Raw genomic sequence first — 22,391 nt, 5'->3', positions numbered from 1 at the left:
AGAATTACTAAAAGAAGGAAATCACTCAGCAAGTCGATCGGACGTGCTGCTGTTGTTTTAGCATTTCCAGCCAAATTAATAGGAGAGGGCGACCCAACCCAATTAAACGGATTGGAGTTTTGAATTAGTGGAAGCGGATCGCCCCTACAGGTGGTTAATCTTGCATTTCTAAACAGGAACGCGATCGCACTTCGGGGAACCTTCAGCTAGATGAAACCCGCGTAGGCGGGTTTAGTTTGTGTAGCTGCGGTTTTAACCGCCCCGTTCTATCATATCCGGTTCAACTCCTTAATGGGTTTGAGCCTTCAGTCGGATATTCATCTCCTGACTCACAGCAACTTTACGATTTTGTCGCACCGGAATCTCAATAATAAACTCTGTTCCTTGTCCAGGAGTAGAGTTACATTGCAAAATTCCCTTATGCTTGTCTACAACAATCTGATAACTAATCGAGAGTCCTAAACCCGTCCCCTTACCAATCGGCTTAGTCGTAAAAAACGGATCAAATAACTTTAACTTCACATCATCAGTCATCCCTGATCCATTATCACTAATTCTCACCCGAATATAATCAGCCGAGGGCGCTTCTGACTGAATCCGAATCATCGGCGAAAAATTTGTCTCATTCCGGGCGACAACTTCCTCTAACGCATCAATTGCATTACCCAGGAGATTCATAAACACTTGATTAAGCTGCGACGGATAGCACTCAACCAAGGGTAACTCCCCATACTCTTTCACTAATTCAATCTCTGGATTGTGACCATTCCCTTTTAGCCGATTTCGCAATAATAGTAAGGTACTCTCCATCCCCTCCTGAATATCCATGGGTTGCATTTGGGCTTGATCCAAACGCGAGAAATTCCGCAAACTCAACACCAAATGACGAATCCGTTCCGCCCCAATTTCCATTGAACCCAAAGTTTTGGGCAAGTCTTGCATGAGAAACTCTAACTCAATCTCTTGGGCGTGATCTTGGATTTCGGGTGAAGGTTCAGGATAATACTGTTGATACAACTGCAGCATGTTTAATAAATCGTCGGTATATTCTTTGGCGTAGTGGAGATTACCGTAAATAAAACTGGTGGGATTATTAATTTCATGGGCTACCCCCGCCACTAATGTCCCTAATGTGGACATTTTTTCCGTCTGCACCAACTGCGCTTGATAGGCTTTTAAATCATGCAACGCTTGCTTCAGTTGTTCTGCTTGGGCGGTGGCTAAGGCGGCGGTTGTGCGACTATGGGCATACAGTTCAGCTTGATCAATGGCACTCGATAGTTGATCAACTACTGAAACAATTAATTCAACTTCCTGTTCACTCCAGTAGCGGCTTTCCTGATAATGTTCACAAACCACCACGCCAATTTTATTGCTGCGAGTTTGTAGGGGTACAATTAGCAACGCTTGCAGTCCATCATCCAGGAAGCGATCGCGAGTCTTACCCTTAAGCTGGCTATCGCTGGCAATATCGTCAATCCGTAGCAACGATTGCTGCTGAATCATTAATGGAAAATCCGGCAAAAGTTCGTCCGCCGTATTCCATTGCACTCCCTTATTTTCACTTAACTCTCCCGCCACTTCCATGGCTTCAAAGCGAGGAGGAGTACCGTAAGGATGATACCACAAAAACTGGCAGCGATCGATATGCAATAAACTACAGATTTCACTCACCGCCGTCTTCAAAATCTGTTCTAATTCCAAAGAACTGCGAATTTGACTCGACAAGCGACGTTTCAACAGTTTTTCTTGATCTTGTAACTCGCGAAATTGGGCTTCGGCTTGCAATAATTGGTCTTGAGTGCGTTGCAACTTTTCATTCGTCGTCACCAGTTGCGCCATCGCCGCTTCCAATTCACGGGACTTTTGTTCCAGTTGGCAGTTATATTGAATCGATTGGGAAACCTCTGCCAGCATATCAATGACCACGGGTGAGATCTGATTACTTAACTTCTCAATTCCCAACCAAGGCTGAGGTTTAAGGCGTCCGACACTGGTAAAGACAATTTCAAATTGACCACCATCCAAAATCTTACCAATCCGGCAATGTTTGCTGACGTGGTTATTTGTCTCAATCCGAATCTTCCCTCCCGGCGCTGCAAAGGTTTGCCCATACGCCGCTTCTCGCACTGATTCCACATCAAAGCCACCCGCTTTTTCTACGGCTTGTTTCCAGAGATAAACCTGGGTATACGCCGACTCAATCGGATCACTAGTGACTTTATCGTGACCATAACGTGCCTGAAAATTCTGGACAAATTCGCGGTTTTTCGGGGTATTAATACTCTGAAAATAACTCCAACTGGCATAATGACCTGCTGCGATATTCCCCCCCATTCGCCGCAGTTCCTCTTCAGCGACACTCACCGCTAAGATGGGAATCTCCGCTGCTGTGATTTCGGCTTCTTGGTACTGTTGATAAAACGCTAAATTACTGTCCCCATTCAGGGTATTAAAGACCACATCCGGTTTAGCTTCTTTAATTCTAGCGATTAAATCACCAAACTCTGTCATCCCTAAAGGAACATACTCTTCCCCCGCTAAACTCCCCCCTTGCTGTTTAAGCTGCGCCTTAATTAACTTGTTAGCGGTTCGGGGAAAAACATAGTCAGATCCAATCAGATAAAAGCGCTTCCCCTTATGTTCCAGCAACCAGTTAACCGCTGGACCAACTTGTTGATTCGGACAAATACCCGTATAAAAAATGTGGCGAGAACATTCGAGTCCTTCATATTCAACCGGATACCACATCAGGGCGTTGAGTTCTTCTAAGATGGGTAAAACCGCCTTGCGACTTGCAGACGTCCACCCGCCGAAGATTGTGGCAACTTGATCTTGTTCGATCAACTTTCTGGCTTTAATCGCAAACGTCGCCGATTCGGATGCGCCATCTTCGATCACGGGTTCTATCTGATGTCCTAAGACACCACCCGCTTGATTAATTTCCGCGATCGCCATCAATTCTGCATCCTTTAACGAGGCTTCGCTAATCGCCATCGTGCCGCTTAAAGAATGTAAAATGCCAACACGGATCGCAGCACCAGATCTGATCACTGACTGGTTGAATTCGCTCATTACTGATGTTCCCGAAATGTTCTCCCGTTAAGTGCCTCTCTACTGTCCAATAATCCTTTAACCGTTGCTTTTTGTGGTTGACGTGATCAATTAATCATTTTATTGCAATCTGGATTAATTATTCCGTTTAAGATTTCTCAATTCTTCCCTGTTTAATTAAAACCTGGGGAAGTGACAAAAGCCAAACACCCTGAGCGCGAATCCCTGGTATTCAATGAAGCTGCATAAAGCAACGATAGGTCAAATGCACGATTGAGGCAAATGCTAAACATTTGACTATTGCTTTTCACAATGTCCCTTTGAATACTAACCTACTGTACTGATGGGGAATTGTATCGATTTTTACCTTTAATTAAATCGGTGACAATTCTAATAATTCCTTACCAAAACTTTACAATTTCCCTGTTCCTTGTAACTAATGCAAAACTTCCTCAATCTGGTGCTGACTCCACAAGTCTTGATAAAGCCCTGGACGTTGGATCAGTTCAGTGTGAGTCCCCATTTGCACAATCTTCCCCGCATCCATGACAAAAATCCGATCAGCGGTAGCGGCGGCAGAGAGTTGGTGGGAGATGAAAATCACCGTTTTGCGGTCAACGCCTGTGGAAAGATTTGCCAAAATTTGGGTTGCCGTCTGATTATCCACACTAGAGAGGGCGTCATCTAAAATCAGAATCGGCGCATCCATCACTAAAGCCCTAGCCAGGGCGATTCGCTGACGCTGACCACCAGAGAGAGTAATTCCCCGTTCTCCCACCATTGTTTCATACTGTTGGGGAAAATTGAGAACTTCGGCGTGAATTTGGGCTTGTTTAGCCGCCTGTTCTATCTCCGGCTGTTCGCTTCCCGGTGCGCCGTAGCCAATGTTATTTTTTAAACTGGTACTAAATAAAAAGCTATCTTGGGGAACGTAGGCGATCGCGGATCTTAAATCGGGTAAGCGTATCTGAGTGACATCAGAGCTATCCAGAAATAACTGATTCGGGGCAATATCTAACAGGCGAGGCAAAACATTTGCCAGGGTTGATTTTCCTGAACCAATCGCCCCGACAATTGCCACTGTTTCACCGGGATGAATATGAAAGTCAACGGCTTGCAGGGCGGGAGTTTTGGCATCGGGGAACGTGTAGCTGAGGCGATCGGCTTTCAACTCCCCCTGAATCGGTTGCGGAGGCGCGATCGCATCGGGGGCATTTTTAATTTTGGGTTCAATGGTTAAAATTGACTCTACTCGGTCAATACTCACCTCACCCCGTTGATAGGTAGTAATCGTGAATCCGAGTAAAGCGGTGGGGAAGACTAACCGTTCTGCGTAGAGAATCAGGGCGACAAAATCTCCTATAGTAATCGCCCCCCGCGCGATCGCACCCGATCCAAACCACATCAACAGGAGTAAGCTGATATAGGATAGGGCTTCAATCACCGGAAACAGGACATTACGAGTGCTGGCTAATCCCAGATTTGCCGATAATAGTCGTTGATTCAAACCTCGGAAGGCACGGCGTTCATTTTCTTCCTGGGCGTAAATTTTAATCAGGGAGATACCACTCATATCTTCCTGAACCAATTCGCTAAGATTAGAGAGTTCTTCCTGAACCGCCTGTTGTTGGGTACGCAGCTTATCACTAAACAGGCGCACTGTGATCAACATAACTGGATAAACCGCCAGCGCCAAGAACGTCAGCCGCCACTCAATCGACATCATCACGGGTAGCGTCAAACCGTAGGCAAAGACAATATTGGCTAAACTCAACACCGCAAACCCGACAAGACGGCGGATATTGTCCACATCACTCGTGGCGCGGTTAATCAAATCACCGGCTGTATTCGTAGAGAAATAAGACGGTTCTAGGGTAAGCAGATGCTGAAAAATCTTTTGCTTGAGGTCAAATTCTACCCGACGCCCCACTCCAAAGATGAGGATACGCGATCCCATGCGAATCGCCCACATCAAGGATGCCAGGATAAAGATCAGTCCGACTAACCGCAACACCTGATCAAAGGCGAAGGCGATGCGGAGTTCCTCAATGCTATCCCGAATCAGCAGAGGAATGTAGACTCCCACCGCGTTGACAATCAGCAGAGCCAGGATGCCTAATGATACCTGAGTGGTATGAGGGCGCAGATAGCCGAGTAATTTTTGGATACGAGAATTAGCCATGTTACAAATCCTAACAATTTTTCGGCACAGACAATAGCTGATTTCTCGCGTTCAGGTTCCCAAAATAATCATTAGGGGCTACAGGATGCCGCGATCGCAGGTGCAGTGAGGAGTAGGAACCACAAGCCTTGCGCGATCGCACTCAAGCTTTCTCTACCATTCCTTTGTCCCCCGAACAATTGAGCCACCAGGTTTAGGGATGCTCCCAGCCAACGCCAAGCTCATTCCGAATCAATCTATCATTCGATAGAGATTAACGATTAATTGTTCAGAGTTGATTGGGGAGCCTGTCAACTTTTTTCTAATCATTGATACCCAGTTGCCGTCTAAGGTAGAATCTGTGGCGAAAGCCCCTACTACTGGCGTGGTACATCTAAAATTGTGGAATAGACTTGACCATTGAATCGGGCGCAAGTCTTTGCGTACCTACAGTTTCCGGGACTCAAATCAACATAATCTAGGGCTAAAATTCTCTAATACAAGCCGAATCTAATCTATCAAATTAAGTGGGTTACGCCACTACTTAGACCCATCAATCTTCTCCACAAAATTACTCATTTCTTTCATTATCCACTTTTTCTCTAGCGGTGTCAATAATGAACAAAATATTATATCTTTATGCTTTAATCTAAATACACATAATCTAAGTTTATTTTTACTAATAGGCGATTGAATGGTTTTCAAATTGACCTGATTAATGTCCCCCGTATTCCCCTTAAATGTTTGATAGCACGAACCCAGTAACCACTGCTGTAAATGGAATTCCTGTCCCTTAATTTCTACTCGTGTCCGAGATAATGTGCCGTAAAGAAATCGAGTTAACAACCATAAGCCTATTAGCACACAAATCCCTAAAGGAATTAGATTAGACGCTTTCAGAAATAAAGACAGTTCTATAACCATCCAAATCGTTAACGCTAACAATCCATTCCAAACTAGATTGATCAGAGCCAAAACCTGACTCAGTTTACTTCGCAATCCAACCGGAGGAATCTCTACTACCAACAGGTTATCTTTTTTGGTTAACTGGATAGGACTATCCTGGGGTTTTTGGAGCTTGGATTTCGGTGATGATTTAATTAACGCTTGTTTTCCTTGCAATACCGCTAACGCTTCACTCGCCGAGGAAAATCGATCGTCGGTGACAGGTTCAAGCATCTTCTCCAACCAGTCGGCAAATTCTGGGGAAATGCGAACATGAGGACGAAAATCAAGCTTGAGTTGGCGCTGGGGTAAATCGGCGGGGGATTGACGGGTTAACAGAAACAGGAGTGTGCTTCCTAATCCATATAAATCCGTTGAAAGTACAGCTTGTCCACGATACTGTTCGGGTGCCATATAACCGTAAGTTCCCACAATCGTACTGCCCCCAGTAACGGTATAGTGATAGGTATCCTGCACCGCCCCAAAATCTACTAGAAAGACTCGTCCTTCGCGGTTGAGAATAATGTTTTGGGGTTTAATATCTCGATTAATTACAGGCGGTGTTAATTTATGCAGATAAATAATAATTTTTAAGACACGAATGGCTAACCGCTTAACCTGTACTTCATCGGGATACCAACCTCGCTCAATCAGTACAGCTAAAGATTTTTCAGGTGCAAGTTGCTGGGCAATATAGAAACTGCGATCGTCAGTCGTATCAACTTGGAAGTAGTCGAAATAACGGGGAATGGCAGGATGCTTTAGTTGAGCTAAGATGCGGGCTTCTCGCTCAAATAGTTCTATCTTTTTCCAGTCTTCCATGCGACGCAGCGATAGAACTTTTAGGGCTACTTTTTGACTATTTTTTAAGTCTTTAGCCGCGTAAGTTATGCCAACACCTCCCTGACCCAAGGTATCGAGGATGCGGTAACGTTCGGTAATAATATCTCCCGGCTGATGTAATTGTTCCATCACTTATTCGTCATTCGTCATTCGTCATTCGTCATTCGTCATTCGTCATTTGTCATTTGTCATACTCGCGCAAGCGAGAAGCAAGCTACGTCTTATGTAAGAGTTTAATTAGTGCTGTTGTAATCTTGAAATAAGTCAGCAACCTCTTGGTGCGATCGCGCTAACTCCAAAGGGGTGTGACCGACTTTATTTCTGGCGTGAATATCAACACCTTGAGTAATCAGAAATTCTACAACCTCCAGTGAAGGGTTTCGTTCCGTCAGAGTCATGCCGTAGTAATGAGAGGTATTTGGCTTTTTCAGAGCCAAATGGAGAGCGTTATTGCCAAAGTTATCTGTCGCGTGAACATCGGCACCCTGTTCAATTAAGAGTTCTGCCATTGCTTTTGTGTCATGCTGCACAGCAATGTGTAACACCGTATGACCATCGGCATCATAACGGATATGAATATCCGCCCCCCGATCAATGAGCAGTTGGGCAATTTCCGGTTTATTATTACTCACTGCCCAATGCAGAGGTGTATGATCCTGATGTTCTCTAGCATTCACATGAACGCCTTGATCTAAATAGTATGTTACTGTCTCAATATCTCCACCCATAATCCCCTCATACATGGCTCTGGGCGTCAATCCGATCGCACTTAAAATCGGATACTTGTAATGATTGAGAACACCCACAACCACCAGCGTCGCCACAGCCACACCCGCGATCGCACGCCAGGGCGTCGAGGAACGGGATTGGTGACTAGGCTTGGGTTTACGACGCATCGCGGCTAAGGCTTCCTTGGCAGAGGAAAACCGATCAGCGACATCCGGTTCCAACAGTTTCTCCAGCCAATCCGTCAACGCTTCACTAATCTGAACCTGAGAACGGAAATCAATCTTCAGCCGATCCGTAGGTAACTCAGCCGGAGAACGATGGGTAAGCAAAAAGAGTAACGTTGCGCCTAACCCATATAAATCCGTGGCGGGAACCGCTTGTCCTCGAAACTGTTCGGGTGCCATATACCCATAAGTTCCCACCATCGTACTGCCGCGCATCAAGGTACTGTGATAGGTATCCTGTACCGCCCCAAAATCCACCAGAAATATCTGTCCATCCTGACGCCGAATAATATTCTGGGGCTTAATATCTCGATGAATCACAGGCGATGGCAATGACTGCAAATAACTGAGAATTTCCAATAGCTGAGTCGCGATACGCCGCAATTCAGTTTCATTGGTGCGCCAGCCCTGTTCTACCCAAGCGGCTAGGGATTGCCCCTCGGCTAATTCCTGAACAATATAAAATGAACGATCTTGGGGAGTATCGACATGAAAATAGTCCAAATATTTAGGAATGCGGGGATGTTTAAGTCCAGCTAGAACCCTTGCTTCCCGTTCAAAGAGTTCCAGCATTTTCCAATCACTCAGGCGATGCAGGGATAGGGCTTTGAGTGCCACAGCCTGCTTGGTTTGGGTATCTTCAGCGTGGTACGTGATCCCGATCCCCCCTTGTCCCAAGGTATCTATAATTCGATAGCGTTGGGCAATAATTTCTCCAGGTGCATGTAGTAATTCCATCAGTTTCCCCACTTCAGGTGACGGCAGCACATTTCCATTGTGCGCTGCCAACTGGGTCATTGTCTCGTTTTAGCCCAAGTGCGGGGAGACAAGGCAGAGGACAGAACGCATGAGGCAGGAGGCTCCAAGGCAGGTTAAATGACAAATGACAAATGACAAATCAAGAAACCACTTGATAATTAAAATTCAAGGTTGCCCAAGCATTCACATCTAATGCATACACATCAGAACCGATACCTAGACTATCCGGAGTAATTTTACTGGCTTGATGCAAGTCTTGTAGAATCGCCCGTGTGACTTCTAGGGGATTAAACAAATCACCAACTCGTTCTCCCTCTCCCTTGGGACGCATGGCTGCTTCTAATGCCGCGATCGCACCTTTGAACGGAGAAGGGCTGCAAATCAGTTGAATTTCCGCCACACCCACAGGACCGGGAATCATCCAATTAAAAGATGCCGAAGGTTGGGGCAGAATCAGAGTTTCCCCAGGTTTGATCGCACCACTAATCAGCGGTGGATTTTGCTCTGACTCCAATCCTTCGGGGGAAGGGAGTTGTTGATAAAACGCGATCGCACCGCCGCTACTTTCCAAACCCAACACCATGAAATACAAAGGGCGATCGCTATAATTTTCTACGCGATACTGCACCCGACTACCAATGGGTAACTTGGGCATTGTTGCTGATCCCACCGAGGGCGATGTATTACTCGCATTTTTCTTCGGTTTATTGGTAGCGAACCCAACAGACGTGCGCCAGGTTTCCCGTTGGATGATTGTCTTGGTTTCCGGGGCAATCATTTCCAGCGACGCCCGAATCCCCAGGCGCGATGACCCTTCATTCGCGGTCAACCGCAGCCATTTCATTGCCAATAAGGTTTTAAATTTGGGATTTAAGCGATTCACTGCTGATTTAACTGCCTCCGCCTCCTCGCCTAGACTATTAGGAATTGGGTTCCGGGCAAGGGAAAAGAGTCCATAGCCTCCTTTAAACTTCGGTTCTGACGTTTCTGTTGCCTGTTTTTTTCCTCTGCCAAACACATAATCTGTCGCTTGTTCCCCAGCAACTACAACGGATGACACCGAAGGAATACTAGCAAAGGCACTGGTTGCATCCACCCGTTCAATGCGTTCTAAGTGAGTATCCAGGGCAATCGTTAAACCCATATTTCGGGGTAAAACTCTAATCCGTTCGCGTAACAGTTGACCCACTTGCGGTTGCACTTTTTCCCCACCATTGCCACTCAGGATACGTGCCTTTGCCGTTAACCCGTCTTTGGATCGCAGTTGGAGTTGAACGGATTTAGGGACAGGTTGGGCGGGGTTATCCGTAGCTGAGGAATTTTCGGGCGGCGACGGCGGTAAACTCAGCGATTCCCCATCGAGCAACTCTAGAACCGAATTGGGACTATAGTACTCCAGCACAGGTGCAGGTAATCCCGCTAACCATAGCTGTGCTACTTTGCCATTCTCTTCAATCCCCCTGACAACTCCATCTGCCCCCAAGGGAGGATTGGGGGATAAGTAATAGGCAAGCAAGGAATTTTGGCTCTTTTGACCCGTTAACTGAGGCTGTTGATCATTACCCGCGAATTGATTAATCATCCCAGTGGTGCGACTGAGGCTAATCTGAACACTGGTTGCAGCCGTGGCTTGCCAAAGATGCTGAGTCAGAGCATAAGTAAATAAACCCGCACTAAAGCCATTCCACTGCGTCTCAGTTGCGGGTTGAGACGAACCCGCCGCCGTTAACACCAATCCTGGCATTTGCATGGACTTATCCCAGGATTTCCAGGGTTTGGATGAGGCTTTGATCCGCTGCACCAGTTGTTCTTGAAACGCCAGTTCGTCGGGATTAGGCGCTAGGGCGGGTTTGCGGGCAGAAGAGCGGACTTTGAGACTGCCTTTGAGGATATTCACCGCTTGCGTATGACTGGTATCCAGGATTGTCGTCACTTGATCCGTGGCGAGCGATCGCAACAGCAATGCCAAGGTTTCAACTAAAAAATCATTAGCAGCGGGTTCGCCTTTGGTGGGTAAGATCCCATCAACGGGTACAAAACTGTTTTGCCAGCGCACCGCCGAGGCTACGGTTTCATCTTGCTGAGGCATCTGCACTTGGCTACCGTAACCACTAAAGTGGAAGACAACCACATCACCCGCCTCGGCTTGCTTGGTCAAATGTTCAATAAACGTGGTTTCAATCGTCTCGCGAGTGGCTTGGCTATTCGTCAGCGTCACAATATCGTTCGCCTGGAACCCAAACCGATGAATTAACAGTTCTCGTTGCAACTCCACATCCGTTACGCACCCCGCCAAAGCTGTCGTGCGCGGATACTCATTGATCCCCACCAGAAGTGCCAACTTACGTCCACCGGGTTGTGCCAGCACCTGAAAATAACGCTCCAACAAAGGCACGGCTAAACTTTTATCACCAAGGAGTGATAGTACCGTTTCACTGACTCCCAGTGCCGCTAGACCCCAGCCAGCTTTTTGCAGGAAAGTCCGCCGATTCAGTCCCATATTAGCCATCTACGCTGTTAATCTCAGCTATCAGCCTACCAGGAATAGGTTAGCGCGTTGTTAGAAAGTTTTGAGTTTCGATCCTTCGCTTCGGAAAGAGGGCATAGTGTGTAGGGGCGGGTTTTACCGATAACGTTTAGGAGAAAACCCTAATTTCACTAAACCCGCCCCGGCTGAATCCCCCATCTCCCCCATCTCCCCCATCTCCCCTATCTTCCCCATCTCCCCCAGCTTCTCCTGCTCAGATCTGTGGCGTCTTTCCCGACGACTGCTCTGAGTTGAGATTCAGAAAGAGGCGAATACAGTGAGCCACTTTTTTGTAGTCCCAGAATGGATCAGCATCGGGAGTGATGGCTAAATGCTTACCCGAATTCAAAACCAGAGCCACTCGCTCTATCTGGCGATCTTTGGCATCTCTAATCGTTTCTATCGTCACATCAACAATCTCGGCAAGAGGGAGTTCAATGGTTGTACCCCTGAGCAAACCCCGTTGCTTGAGCATCATGCGATCGCGCACTTTATCAAAGCTCAAGGTAACGACTTTCCCTTTACGCACCGCCACGAACAACCCCACCCCAATCAATAAACTGCCAAACAGATAACTAAACCAGCGATCGTCTTGCTGCACGTTCAGGGATACCTGGTCTCGATTCATAATAAAGGTATTAATTTGGGAAGCAATAGATTCTTGCTGATTACTATCGGCACTATAATCCGACGTCAAGGGAATCTCACTGCTTCTAGTCAAGAGGACAACCCGATAAGTATCATTACTCTCATTCCTGGGATTGATCTCAATGCTGACATCTCGTAAACTCTCTAAAGGAATAGTTCTAACCTCTGCTCCGACCAACCTGGAGTTGACCAATTCACAACTGCCCGTTTGTCCAGTTCGCTGACAGGTTAGGGCTGACCCGCCTTGAAAGGCAATTACCCCTAGCCCAACGGCAGCGAGAATACTACTCAAAAGCCACAGCAATAGAGGTCGATGGCGGATGGTCAGCTTGATGCGATTGTATTCTACGATATCCATTCGTTTTTTGCCTTTACCCTGAATTAGCCAATGAGCCGACTAATTTTTCTTTAGATAACGTCTAGGATATCTTGACTACAGATATTTGAGTTAAAACAAAATAAATCTTAATTGTTGACTCGTTTTCAAAAACAGAAAACAGATCATCATTATTTGTTATTTTATTTAGGCTTCATAATTAATAAATAGGATTTTTATTGATTAACAATTCTCTGATAAATCCGCTGATAATTAGCGAGACATCAATTTTGTTAATTGAGTTAAACATTATCAACACGCCCAGGTTCCTTGTTCTTGTTTCTTATTACATCATGCCCGCCTAAGTCGGTTGGTGGAAAAAGCCCAAACGATATTAAGTTCTGTAAATAGTCTTCAAACCTTCACATAAGACATAAGACATAAGGCATAAGGCAAATTGTCCTTGTGTCAGAATAAGGTAACGTCTTGGATTTACAGGTAATGGCTTGGATAACGGGACAGACGTTACAAAATGGCAAGTACACGATACAACAGGAATTAGGACGAGGGCGTTGTGCGATTACCTATCGGGTTCAGGATGATACCGGAAAGGATTTTGTCGTCAAAACCCTCAATCAGGATATTCTCAGTCAACTTCCGGATGCAGAACGAACCAGTATTGAGTCAAAGTTTTGTGATGAGGCGCTGAAGCTGGAACGCTGTAAACATCCTCATATTGTCCGAGTTTACCGCACGTTTAAAGAGGAGTCACTGTTTTGTATTTTGATGGAGTATATCGCCGGGATTAAACTCTCTGACTTGACGCTACCCATACCCCAAAAGGAAGCCTTGGTGTATATCCAGCAGGTGGGTGAAGCGTTAATTGAGGTGCATCAACAGGGATTGCTGCATCGGGATGTGAAGCCAGAGAATATTATGGTACGCGCCGGAAAGCAGCAGGCGGTGCTGATTGATTTTGATTTAGCCGGAGAGTTTAATAATCCGTTAACCTCTCGTTGGAAAGATAAGCAATTCGCCCCGGTGGAGTTAAGTTCAACGAACCGAAAACAGGGGGCGTATACAGATGTTTATTCTTTAGCAGCAACCTTGTATGTTTTGCTGACGGGGAAATTTCCCGCAACGGCGTTAGATCGTTTGGATGATATTGCTGAGTTAGTTGAACCAAAGACGCTAAAGTTTGATATTTCTGAGCGGGTGAATCAGGCGATTGTCCAGGGTATGAAATTGGAATATGGCGATCGCCCGCAAACAATGGAGGAATGGTTAGCGTTATTGGGAATCAGGCGGGGGATAAGGGTTGCTGAATTTCCGCAAACGAAGGCGGAATGGGTGAAGGTGGGGAAAATAGTGGGGGGAATTCTGGGAATAGCCGCCGCCATTGCTGGGATTATATCGATGACGGTTGATATTGGAGTTTGGTCTCCGGATTCTTCTTCTCCCTCACCAGAGGAAACCAACTGAAGGGAGGACAGCCCTCACCCCCAGCCCCTCTCCCAAGCTTGGGAGAGGGGAGCAAGAAGGGAGCTAGAGAGATTAAAATTCTATAAAAATTATTGATTTTAATAACAATTACTTGAAAAAAGCACCAATTCGAGTAAACTGAAGCTCTTAAACATTATTTGTCTGTAAAATTGGTAACCGATGACATCAATCCCGTCGAAAATTCCCGAATTTGAAATTGTCCCCATCGAAGAATTTAGCAAAGAGAAAGCCGTTTGGGGGTACTACGTCAATAGTACTGCACCAATTAATGCTGAAGATCTGGTTCAAAAAGTTAATCAGAAGGAAAATCCCTTAACCCAACAGCGACTCCGAGAAATTGCTGACTATCTCGTCAATAGTGAGAATCCGCAAATCGTGATCTCGGTTCATGGCTATGGGACTCGACGCTCTGAGGCACAAAAACGATACCGGAAAATTTATAAGTATGCCACAGAGAATTGCGAACCGGAAAAGCCGAAAGAGACTGTTTTTATTGGATATCGTTGGCCCGCAGAAAACCCAATGAAAGATGACCCCCAACCCCCTAGTAATAAACCGACGACTATTGGTGACAAGTTAAACTATGCCTTCCAGTCACTGCCAACACTTCTAGCCCTTGTCTTAAGCTTTGGGCTTATTCTGGGAGTCATTACGGCTTTTTTAATCGTTGCTCGACCCTCTTTATTGGGTCACTCGATGACTCAATTTATTACATTGGCGTTAGTTGCCATCATTTCATTCTTTAGCACTAAAGCTGTTTTGAAGAAAACCGATTTACAGGATTTACTGCCTCGGTTACCGATTTACATCCTCTTAGGTGGGTTGCTCATCGGTGGGCTGGGAATTTTCCTACCTTTGCCACTCAATGGGGTAGTTAATGGGTTATTCGTAATTCTGTTAATCCTATTTATCCTGTCAGTGGGAATAATCCTGGCGTTACTAGCACTCAGGTTATCCACCTATCTGCGCGATCGAAACCGGGCGATGAACTATGGTGTTGTGGATTTAGTGGAATTAATCCGGCAAATTGACCAAGCTGTGATCGAATGCCGACAAAGCGAAGATATCCGAATTAAGTTAAATTTTTTGGGTCACAGTATGGGCTGTTTTGTAGTAACCAATGTGGTGCGAATTCTTTCCGATGTCTTCGATACAGAATCTATTAACAAACAACCCTCTAACTATATTGGTCGCGTTTTTAGTCTGGGTCGATTAATTCTGGTAGCCCCTGATATCTCTACCGATTCGATTATGCCTGTGCGGTCAAACTTCTTGCGATCGGCGTTACGACGTTGCGAAGAGGCATATTTGTTTAGTAATGAAGGCGATTTAGCCCTGCGACTGGCATCAACGGCAGTGAATTACATCAGTTTTCCCGCCAGAACTCGTTTTCGCGGTTATCGATTGGGGAATTTAACAGTGCAACGGTTTGCTGATCAATATGACTATCGCAATCAACGTCTGACTGAGAAGGATTACGGAATTGTGAACAATAAAAATGGTCAAATTGAATCGCCGTATTGTTGTCTAGAAATTCGGGCGTCTAATCGGGAACATCAACAACTCGATGAACTGGTTCCCGTGGGTCAGGTTGACAAGGAGATTGTAAAGGGTTCTGATGTCTCAACTATCGATTTACAAGACGTGCGAGTTGCGGATCGGTTCACCTATTTTGATTGCACGGATTATTGTGATTTTACTGACTCAGAACCTAATAAACCAACAGGTGTAGTTAGCCAGTCTTTGAAAAAATCGGCATTAGTGGTGTTTGATTACGTGCGGTTGAGTATTGCATACTTTGTTAAAGGGAAAATTAACACCCATGGCGGTTTCTTCTATGGCAAGTTGAGTCAGCAACTTATGTATGAGCTGGCTTTTCTCGGCTTTCAAGGCTTGTTGGATAACTTAGAACCTGGAAAGAACCGAGATGAGCAACTCCAGGAATTATCTCAACAGTGTTGTGAGAAGTATATTCAGGTAGTTATTGCTCCAGAGCGGGTTTAAGATTCACATCTCTGGTTCGGTATTAGTAGGTTGGGTTGACGCGCCGAAACCCAACTTATTAGCAACGGATGAGTTTATGTAGTGGCGTGGCAAACCTTAATTGATGGTTTACCGTTACATCCAAAAAATGTATGGGCGCAAAGCTTTGCGCCCGATTCAATGGTGAAATCTATTCCACAATTTTAGCTGTGTCAAGCCGCCATCGTGTGTTAGCCAAGCGTAACGCACCAATGGCATAATATAAGCTTGATTTGTGTAACTTATTAACCACATCCATTAGCAAAATAGTATAATCGTTATCTGTTGATATTTCCTCAAGCTTTGTGATTGGTGGGTTACGGCGGATATCAAATTAGAGGGTTGCTTTTGAGATGGTATGACCGCCTAACCCACCCTACTGAGACTTATTTTTTTTTGTTTTGGCAACGGATGAGGCAAAATAAAGAAATAAGGGCAATTATCCTTAATTAACACGATTCATTAGCAATTTGATACATAATACGTATACCATCGAACGCCGTGAATGGTCAATTATAAGGGCGGGTTTAGGCACAATTGTAGGGGCGGGTTTAGGAAATAAAATCAGCCATTCAGAAATAACTGAGCAACAAAACCCGCCCTATCTCACCGCTAACTGACAAAGGAAACCCGCCCTGTTTAAAATGCTGAAATAACTGAGCAACAAAACCCGCCCTATCTCACCGCTAACTGACAAAGGAAACCCGCCCTTAATTCCGCAATTTCTGTTTCTAATTCCGCCTTCCGATTCTGGGCTGATTGAATCAGTCGGCGAATGACTCCCCCAATTGTTCTACCTTACCCGTGAGTGGGGCGTTTTTGATATGTCTGGCAAGTTGTTCGACAAGTTCGCTACGACTGGTGTTTGACTGTTTAGCTAAGTTGTCCAGTTTCTCAATACTGCTAGGCGTCAGCGTTGCGTTAACTCTGACTTTGTATTCCCCGTGTCTTGTTTCTCGGTTTCTCATTCCCAGATTTTATACCTATATATGTAAGTGACAATTAATCTCTTAATGTACACACCTATAAATCATAAAGACATGATAAAGTGATTTTGAAAAGAATATACACAGTAAATTACTGAGCGATAGGGCGCTGCATCGCTTGGCGGTCATTGCTGTGACATATTAAATCCCCAATTTTCCCCTGAATTCAAGGAGGTGATGTCTAAACGCAAATCGTTTAGATCCAGATTCTCATGGCTATTTCCAAGGGCGATCGCCTGTGTCTGTGTTTTGTCTGCGATCGCCTATCCACACACAACCCCGCAATCCCTTTGTCTGTCAGGAAGACAGCGCCGACGGCGAAGGATGCGCTAAATGTCATCTACCCCATGTAAACCAATGAAACACAATGATTGGCTACGCCTGCAAATCGAAGGTGAAAAACTTTGCGCCTTGCTGAGACAGCACAATTACCAATGCTTGAAACAACCCCGCCGTTTATCTTGGACAATCCAAAAAAATGGTAATTCCTACACCTTAACCTGGCTGCCTGAACCCGTGAGAGATTGGAACTTACTCCCCCACGACACCACGCCAACCTATCAAACTCTGTGGAACCTGATCCAATCCACGCTGAATATTATCCGAGGCAAAAACATACCAAACCCAGTCCAGTCTACCATTCCAGTCTTGAACCGTCCCTGGGCGATCGTCCGCCTGCTTCCGAATGAGCAACGCTACACCATCGCTCGATTCTACAACCGTCAAGATGCTGAAGATTATATCAGAGTTCTCAACCGCTCTATTCCAGCCGCCCAATTTGAGATCACCTTTGATGTTTCCGCCGATTTGAGTTAATCCAGTCCGTTTTCTTATTGATAAACCTGCTTAATTTTTCATCTAATCCTACACCATTTACTATTGAACGGAAATGACTATTCTATTTCGCCGCATTAAACCTCGTACTTTCCCGATTACATTGGATATGATTGCCCAATTCTTAGGCATTCCCAAATCCATGATTATTCGTGCCGAACATTGGGCTTATGTACTGTTTGTGCATCGGCGCGATCGAGGTGGACAATTCATCAGTTACCGCAAACTCAAGTTATGGCTGGAAGCGATTACGTCGTTAATTCAAAAGACCAAAACCTTGGACGAACTGTGGCAACTGGGATTATGGATTCGGCAAGAATGTAAAAAGTTTAACTATGCTGAATCTGTTGTGGAATACCTGCGCTGTGTTTGGGCAAGACACCGAAACGCTTTACGACGTTTAGAACAGCCGATTTTATCAGGTTGATACAGACGAATCTTTGGGTTGTGTACCCCCACTCCGGGAACCGTTTCACCCTCATCCCCTAACCCCTTCTCCCACCCCCCTCGTTCCCCCCTACGAAGAGGGGGGAGGACAGAGGATGCTTCGCTTTTGTTGCATAGGAGAAGGGGAACCATCATAAAAGAAATGGCACTGACTTAAGGGCAATTTAGTGTGCTAAACTACCAATTTACAACGGTTTCACCCTTGACTGTTGCTTAATTCAGTGGCATTCATCATAAAAGATGTAGTTGGCAAAGTCTGGAACACGACTCCTCTCTTGCTCCCCTCTTGCTCCCCTCTCCCAAGCTTGGGAGAGGGGCTGGGGGTGAGGGCTGTAGCTTAAGTTGATATCTGTTCCCTAATTAACGTTACAACGCCTCATCCAGGGCTTCAGCTTCTTCCTCAGAACCCGATAAAGGAACCAATGCCACCGCTGCGATCGCATCCTCTTCATCTAAGCGCTGTACTCGTATCCCTGTCGCCATTCGGGATTGGGGGGAAATGGCATCCAAGGCTTGGCGAATAATAATCCCTCGCATTGTCACCATCATCAACTCATCCCCTTCATTCACCACCCGCAATGCAGCGAGTTTATCTTTCTTATGGCGGAACTTAATTGCCACTAATCCCATTCCTGCCCGATTTTGCAGCCGGAATTGAGACACTGGCACTCGCTTACCTAAACCCCCTGTCGTTACCACCAAAACCCAAGGTCCTTGACCGGCGGTTTCGTGAACTTCTTCCCCATTCACTTCATCGCTGGTATCGTCTTCTGTTTCCACCTCTTCACTGTTAGCTGTAGCAATCAGCCTCTCGACAACTTGAGCCGGGAGAATATCCATACTGATCAACTCATCCTTAGAGCGCAGTTTCATCGCCTTCACTCCTCGTGTCGCCCGACCTAGGGGACGCAGTTGATCGTGATCGGCTTTAAAATGAATTGCCATGCCCTGACTAGAACCCACAACAATACTATCTTCGGCTCGGCATAGACGCACCCAGCGCAGTTGATCGCCTGCACCCAGAGAAATGGCAATTAACCCATTTGCCCGGATATTACTAAAGGCATCCAATACCGTTTTTTTGATATACCCTTTACGAGTTAACATCACCAAATACACATCATCGGTGAACTCAGAAACGGGGACAACCGAGGTAATTTTTTCATTGTGGGGAATGGGAAGCATCTGCACGATGGGAACCCCTCTGGCGGTGCGAGATGCGGCAGGGATTTGGTAGGCGCGTAGGGAATAAACGACACCGCGATCGCTAAAAAAGAGGAGGCTGTCATGATCACAGCAGGTGAGGAAATGCTCAACCCCGTCATCCTCCTTCATCCGGGCAGCGGCTTTGCCTCGTGTTGCCCGGGCTTGGGCAGCAAAGGAGTGAATCGGCATCCGTTTGATATACCCTTGTTCGGTGACTAAAATCACCGCTTTTTCATTGGCGATTAAGTCAATATCATCCAGTTCCCCTTCCACCTCTTGAATCACCGTGCGGCGCGGTGTGTCGTGGGTGGTTTTAATCTGCAGCGCTTCGGTTTCGATAATTTCCAGAATCCGCGATCGATTTGCCAGAATGTCTTGCAGATCGGCAATGCGAACTTGTAACTCTTCGTGTTCCGCTTGAATTTTCTGGGCTTCTAATGCCGTCAAGCGTCGCAGTTGCATTTGCAAAATGGCGTCTGCTTGGGCTTCGGACAGTCCAAATTGCTCGATTAATTGACTTTTGGCGGTAGCGGTATCGGCGGCGGCGCGAATGACAGCAATTACCGCGTCTAAGTTCTCTAGGGCAATGAGTAACCCTTGCAGTAGATGATCCCGTTCCTCAGCTTTGCGGAGTTCGTATTGGGTGCGTCGGGTAATCGTTTCAATGCGGAACTCCAGGAAGACTTCGAGGAACTGCTTGATCGTCAACAGTTGCGGTTCATTCCCGACTAATGCCAACATATTGGCACCAAAATTGCTTTGCAGGGGGGTTTGCTTATAAAGATTATTGAGAACTACACGGGGATAGGCATCCCGCTTCAGTTCAATCACTATCCGCATTCCCCGACGATCGCTTTCATCGCGAATATCGGAAATGCCTTCGATGCGCTTATCATTCACCAGTTCGGCAATTTTTTCAATTAATGCCGCCTTATTAGTTTGGTAAGGCAATTCGGTGACAATAATCGCCTCTTTATCCGGGCGTCCCCGGTGTTCAATGGTTTCCACTTGCGCCACACCCCGCATGGTGATTGAGCCGCGTCCAGTGGTGTAGGCGTCTTTGATGCCGGATCTGCCCAGGATTTGACCGCCAGTGGGAAAGTCAGGGGCGGGAATATACCGCATCAATTCTTTTTCGGTGATTTCTGGGTTATGGATTAGGGCGACTAAGCCATCTACCAATTCCCCCAGATTATGGGGAGGGATATTGGTTGCCATACCAACGGCAATACCCGATGATCCATTCAGGAGTATCTGGGGAACCCGGGCAGGGAGGACAATCGGTTCTTGTTGTGATCCATCGAAGTTATCCAGGAAATCGACGGTTTCTGACTCAATGTCCCGGAGTAGGGAGTCTGTGGCTAAGGATTGCAAGCGGCATTCTGTGTAACGCATTGCCGCAGGTGGGTCATTATCCACCGAGCCAAAGTTACCATGTCCGTTAATTAGGGGCGAGCGCATGGAGAAATCCTGTGCCATGCGAACTAAGGCATCGTACACCGCTGTATCGCCGTGGGGATGATATTTACCCAAGACTTCACCCACAACACGGGCGCATTTACGGAACGGGCGATCAGGCGTGAGTCCCAGTTCATGCATCGCATAGAGAATCCGCCGATGTACTGGCTTGAGTCCATCCCTCGCATCGGGTAGCGCCCGACCCACGATGACGCTCATGGCATATTCTAGGTATGACCTAGACATTTCGCTGCGAAGATTTGTCGGGACAATCCGCTCTTGGGAGGTACTCATAGAACGAAAAACTCCATAAAAATTCAGGATTTAGGCAAAAAAAGCGCAAAAAGTGAGCTAAACCGCCATGTTTAACCCAAATAGTTGCTAAAATGTGCTACTTTCTTTTAATATTTTAACACAACTTTACCCGGACTCGGAGTCAGGGAAAGCCTTATTGGGATAAGGGATAGGCGTGTTTTCCAGGGGTTGCGATCGCGTAGAGTCCAAATGAGCAGTTACTCACTACTGACTTATGAGCGGTTTTGAGATAGTTTAGAGTTACGTTGCCGAGTGCCGTATAGCGTATAGGGGGAACCCCGTACACAAGCTAGCCCGACAGAAACAGGCAAATCTTGCCCACGAGAAATCGGGTTAAAGGTAACGGCTGATTGATAGTAGGCGATCAGTTAGGCTTTCCGCCTTGCTAAGCGCCCTGTAATTACCCGAAACAAGGAAACAGGAACCATGGAAGTAGCCATTGCAATAATCGCATTTTGCATCATTGCGACTCTGGTAATGCCGGGGCTGCTGTCTCGGAATCTGACAATTGCGTTGCTTGGCTTTGCTGTCTTGTATCTAGTCAGACCGAATCTACTGACCACAGAACAAGCTCTAGCGATTATTGTTTTCGGTATTCTTTTTATGTTGGTTATCCCTGATCTGGGGAAAAAATAGTGAGTATTATCAACAGGATGGGTAGGGACACACCGACGTGCGCCCATCAATGTTTTCTATATAAGCAAATTTTCAGTATCATTTTTTCGTAAGCATCATTCCTTTTAGTCGAGGTGAGCCTGGGGAGACGAATTTGTAGATACTCCAACCATCCAAATCAAACAACCTAAAATTTGGTCTACTGGAGGTAGAGCATAATCCATCAAATCTATAGTTACTGTTGACCCTTCTAATTTCAAAAAACGCCATTGAGTCCCGTTACTAACTGACCCGTAAATTGTCGAGATACTCACCTGATTAGCTTGATTAAACATTTGAGCAGCAACCATTTCTGCGATGCACTGTCCCAAGCCTTCATTCAGATTATCTCGTTTGGCTTCCCCCACCACAACCACTGGTGCTTCAATCTCCAATTGTTCTTGAGAACTACTAATCAAGTAATCAACATAGCCATTCAATCCTTTACTCATATCCACCGTAAAATCCCGACCCGAAAAAAGGCTGATCTGATTTCTAAAAATTCGTCTCACCTCTTGCAAAATGGGATAAATAATCCCCTCTGACTTAGCCTTTTCTGAGCCAACCGCAATAGCCCACGGCAAATCGGTCAACGCTTCTTGTAGCCTAGCACTAGGAGCTATAGCAGCCCTAAATAGGTCGCAACAGATATAATAGTAATAATACATCCCTAGTAAAAATACAAAAGATGAACATTATAGATGAATTGGCTAATTTTATCAATCAGACAAAAGAGACAAAAGAAATTAAAAGAGCCTTG

15 protein-coding genes and 1 pseudogene are annotated in these 22,391 nt (G+C 45.9%); 7 read left to right on the top strand and 9 right to left on the bottom strand.

Features of this window, described 5'->3' with window-relative positions; all coding sequences use genetic code 11:
• Nucleotides 1-288: 288 nt before the first annotated feature.
• The 6 genes from urtA to RIG66_RS29000 form a co-directional block, all read right to left on the bottom strand.
• On the bottom strand, nucleotides 289-3,075 hold the full coding sequence (gene urtA, locus RIG66_RS29025; protein ID WP_446382854.1) for an urea ABC transporter substrate-binding protein: 2,787 nt from the start codon (nucleotides 3,073-3,075) through the stop codon (nucleotides 289-291).
• Nucleotides 3,076-3,490: 415 nt separating this feature from the next.
• The gene (locus RIG66_RS29020) at nucleotides 3,491-5,236 is read right to left on the bottom strand and encodes an ABC transporter ATP-binding protein (protein ID WP_446382852.1); all 1,746 of its coding nucleotides are present in this window, start codon (nucleotides 5,234-5,236) and stop codon (nucleotides 3,491-3,493) included.
• 519 nt (nucleotides 5,237-5,755) lie between these two features.
• Nucleotides 5,756-7,132: a serine/threonine protein kinase gene (locus RIG66_RS29015; RefSeq protein ID WP_446382850.1), complete on the bottom strand. Its 1,377-nt coding sequence runs from the start codon at nucleotides 7,130-7,132 to the stop codon at nucleotides 5,756-5,758.
• A 104-nt stretch (nucleotides 7,133-7,236) separates the two neighbouring features.
• Complete coding sequence (locus RIG66_RS29010; protein ID WP_446382848.1) at nucleotides 7,237-8,754, bottom strand: protein kinase domain-containing protein; 1,518 nt, start codon at nucleotides 8,752-8,754, stop codon at nucleotides 7,237-7,239.
• A 100-nt stretch (nucleotides 8,755-8,854) separates the two neighbouring features.
• The gene (locus tag RIG66_RS29005; protein ID WP_446382846.1) at nucleotides 8,855-11,224 is read right to left on the bottom strand and encodes a caspase family protein; all 2,370 of its coding nucleotides are present in this window, start codon (nucleotides 11,222-11,224) and stop codon (nucleotides 8,855-8,857) included.
• Nucleotides 11,225-11,456: 232 nt separating this feature from the next.
• Nucleotides 11,457-12,248 carry a hypothetical protein gene (locus RIG66_RS29000; protein WP_446382844.1) on the bottom strand — a complete coding sequence of 264 codons (792 nt, stop codon included), beginning with the start codon at nucleotides 12,246-12,248 and terminating at the stop codon, nucleotides 11,457-11,459.
• Nucleotides 12,249-12,707: 459 nt separating this feature from the next.
• On the opposite strand from RIG66_RS29000, the gene RIG66_RS28995 reads away from it, so the two are divergent.
• From RIG66_RS28995 to RIG66_RS28985, 3 genes are all read left to right on the top strand, one after another.
• Nucleotides 12,708-13,688, top strand: coding sequence for a serine/threonine protein kinase (locus RIG66_RS28995; RefSeq protein ID WP_446382842.1), 981 nt, complete (start codon nucleotides 12,708-12,710; stop codon nucleotides 13,686-13,688).
• 180 nt (nucleotides 13,689-13,868) lie between these two features.
• Nucleotides 13,869-15,713, top strand: a complete 1,845-nt coding sequence (locus tag RIG66_RS28990) for an alpha/beta hydrolase (RefSeq protein WP_446382840.1) — start codon at nucleotides 13,869-13,871, stop codon at nucleotides 15,711-15,713.
• Between the two features lie 488 nt (nucleotides 15,714-16,201).
• Entirely contained in the window at nucleotides 16,202-16,351 is a 150-nt protein-coding gene (locus tag RIG66_RS28985) for a hypothetical protein (RefSeq protein WP_446382838.1), read from the top strand.
• A 144-nt stretch (nucleotides 16,352-16,495) separates the two neighbouring features.
• Here the strand turns inward: RIG66_RS28985 and RIG66_RS28980 are convergent, their stop codons facing one another.
• Nucleotides 16,496-16,699 carry a ribbon-helix-helix domain-containing protein gene (locus RIG66_RS28980; RefSeq protein ID WP_446382837.1) on the bottom strand — a complete coding sequence of 68 codons (204 nt, stop codon included), beginning with the start codon at nucleotides 16,697-16,699 and terminating at the stop codon, nucleotides 16,496-16,498.
• A gap of 230 nt (nucleotides 16,700-16,929) precedes the next feature.
• Between RIG66_RS28980 and RIG66_RS28975 the strand changes: the two genes are divergently transcribed.
• The 3 genes from RIG66_RS28975 (at nucleotide 16,930) to RIG66_RS28965 (ending at nucleotide 17,978) form a co-directional block, all read left to right on the top strand.
• Nucleotides 16,930-17,070, top strand: a complete 141-nt coding sequence (locus RIG66_RS28975; protein ID WP_446382835.1) for a hypothetical protein — start codon at nucleotides 16,930-16,932, stop codon at nucleotides 17,068-17,070.
• Nucleotides 17,051-17,533 carry a hypothetical protein gene (locus RIG66_RS28970; protein ID WP_446382833.1) on the top strand — a complete coding sequence of 161 codons (483 nt, stop codon included), beginning with the start codon at nucleotides 17,051-17,053 and terminating at the stop codon, nucleotides 17,531-17,533. The genes RIG66_RS28975 and RIG66_RS28970 overlap by 20 nt, the downstream gene beginning before the upstream one ends.
• A gap of 73 nt (nucleotides 17,534-17,606) precedes the next feature.
• The gene (locus tag RIG66_RS28965; protein ID WP_446382831.1) at nucleotides 17,607-17,978 is read left to right on the top strand and encodes a hypothetical protein; all 372 of its coding nucleotides are present in this window, start codon (nucleotides 17,607-17,609) and stop codon (nucleotides 17,976-17,978) included.
• A gap of 386 nt (nucleotides 17,979-18,364) precedes the next feature.
• On the opposite strand, the gene gyrA is transcribed toward RIG66_RS28965, so the two are convergent.
• A complete protein-coding gene (gyrA, locus tag RIG66_RS28960; RefSeq protein WP_446382829.1) occupies nucleotides 18,365-20,956 on the bottom strand; it encodes a DNA gyrase subunit A in 2,592 nt (863 codons plus the stop codon).
• 447 nt (nucleotides 20,957-21,403) lie between these two features.
• Here gyrA and RIG66_RS28955 point away from each other — a divergent pair, with 447 nt between their 5' ends.
• A complete protein-coding gene (locus tag RIG66_RS28955) occupies nucleotides 21,404-21,613 on the top strand; it encodes a hypothetical protein (protein ID WP_044206585.1) in 210 nt (69 codons plus the stop codon).
• A gap of 104 nt (nucleotides 21,614-21,717) precedes the next feature.
• On the opposite strand, the pseudogene RIG66_RS28950 reads toward RIG66_RS28955, so the two are convergent.
• A pseudogene (locus RIG66_RS28950) lies at nucleotides 21,718-22,254 on the bottom strand (hypothetical protein); the annotation flags it as partial.
• Nucleotides 22,255-22,391 lie beyond the last annotated feature (137 nt).

This window comes from Coleofasciculus sp. E2-BRE-01, assembly GCF_040221695.1.
In the GTDB taxonomy this organism is placed as follows: Bacteria; Cyanobacteriota; Cyanobacteriia; order Cyanobacteriales; family Coleofasciculaceae; genus Coleofasciculus.
This window is presented reverse-complemented; position numbering and strand designations above follow the sequence as displayed.

Excerpts from the sequence above, each read along its gene's own strand:
- RIG66_RS29005 (WP_446382846.1), bottom strand. The coding sequence starts at position 11,224 with ATGGCTAATATGGGACTGAATCGGCGGACTTTCCTGCAAAAAGCTGGC.
- RIG66_RS29015 (WP_446382850.1), bottom strand. The coding sequence starts at position 7,132 with ATGGAACAATTACATCAGCCGGGAGATATTATTACCGAACGTTACCGC.
- RIG66_RS28980 (WP_446382837.1), bottom strand. The coding sequence starts at position 16,699 with ATGAGAAACCGAGAAACAAGACACGGGGAATACAAAGTCAGAGTTAAC.
- RIG66_RS29010 (WP_446382848.1), bottom strand. The coding sequence starts at position 8,754 with ATGACCCAGTTGGCAGCGCACAATGGAAATGTGCTGCCGTCACCTGAA.
- RIG66_RS28965 (WP_446382831.1), top strand. The coding sequence starts at position 17,607 with ATGACTATTCTATTTCGCCGCATTAAACCTCGTACTTTCCCGATTACA.
- urtA (WP_446382854.1), bottom strand. The coding sequence starts at position 3,075 with ATGAGCGAATTCAACCAGTCAGTGATCAGATCTGGTGCTGCGATCCGT.
- RIG66_RS28975 (WP_446382835.1), top strand. The coding sequence starts at position 16,930 with ATGGCTATTTCCAAGGGCGATCGCCTGTGTCTGTGTTTTGTCTGCGAT.
- RIG66_RS29000 (WP_446382844.1), bottom strand. The coding sequence starts at position 12,248 with ATGGATATCGTAGAATACAATCGCATCAAGCTGACCATCCGCCATCGA.
- RIG66_RS28995 (WP_446382842.1), top strand. The coding sequence starts at position 12,708 with ATGGCTTGGATAACGGGACAGACGTTACAAAATGGCAAGTACACGATA.
- RIG66_RS28970 (WP_446382833.1), top strand. The coding sequence starts at position 17,051 with ATGTCATCTACCCCATGTAAACCAATGAAACACAATGATTGGCTACGC.
- RIG66_RS28990 (WP_446382840.1), top strand. The coding sequence starts at position 13,869 with ATGACATCAATCCCGTCGAAAATTCCCGAATTTGAAATTGTCCCCATC.
- RIG66_RS28955 (WP_044206585.1), top strand. The coding sequence starts at position 21,404 with ATGGAAGTAGCCATTGCAATAATCGCATTTTGCATCATTGCGACTCTG.
- gyrA (WP_446382829.1), bottom strand. The coding sequence starts at position 20,956 with ATGAGTACCTCCCAAGAGCGGATTGTCCCGACAAATCTTCGCAGCGAA.
- RIG66_RS29020 (WP_446382852.1), bottom strand. The coding sequence starts at position 5,236 with ATGGCTAATTCTCGTATCCAAAAATTACTCGGCTATCTGCGCCCTCAT.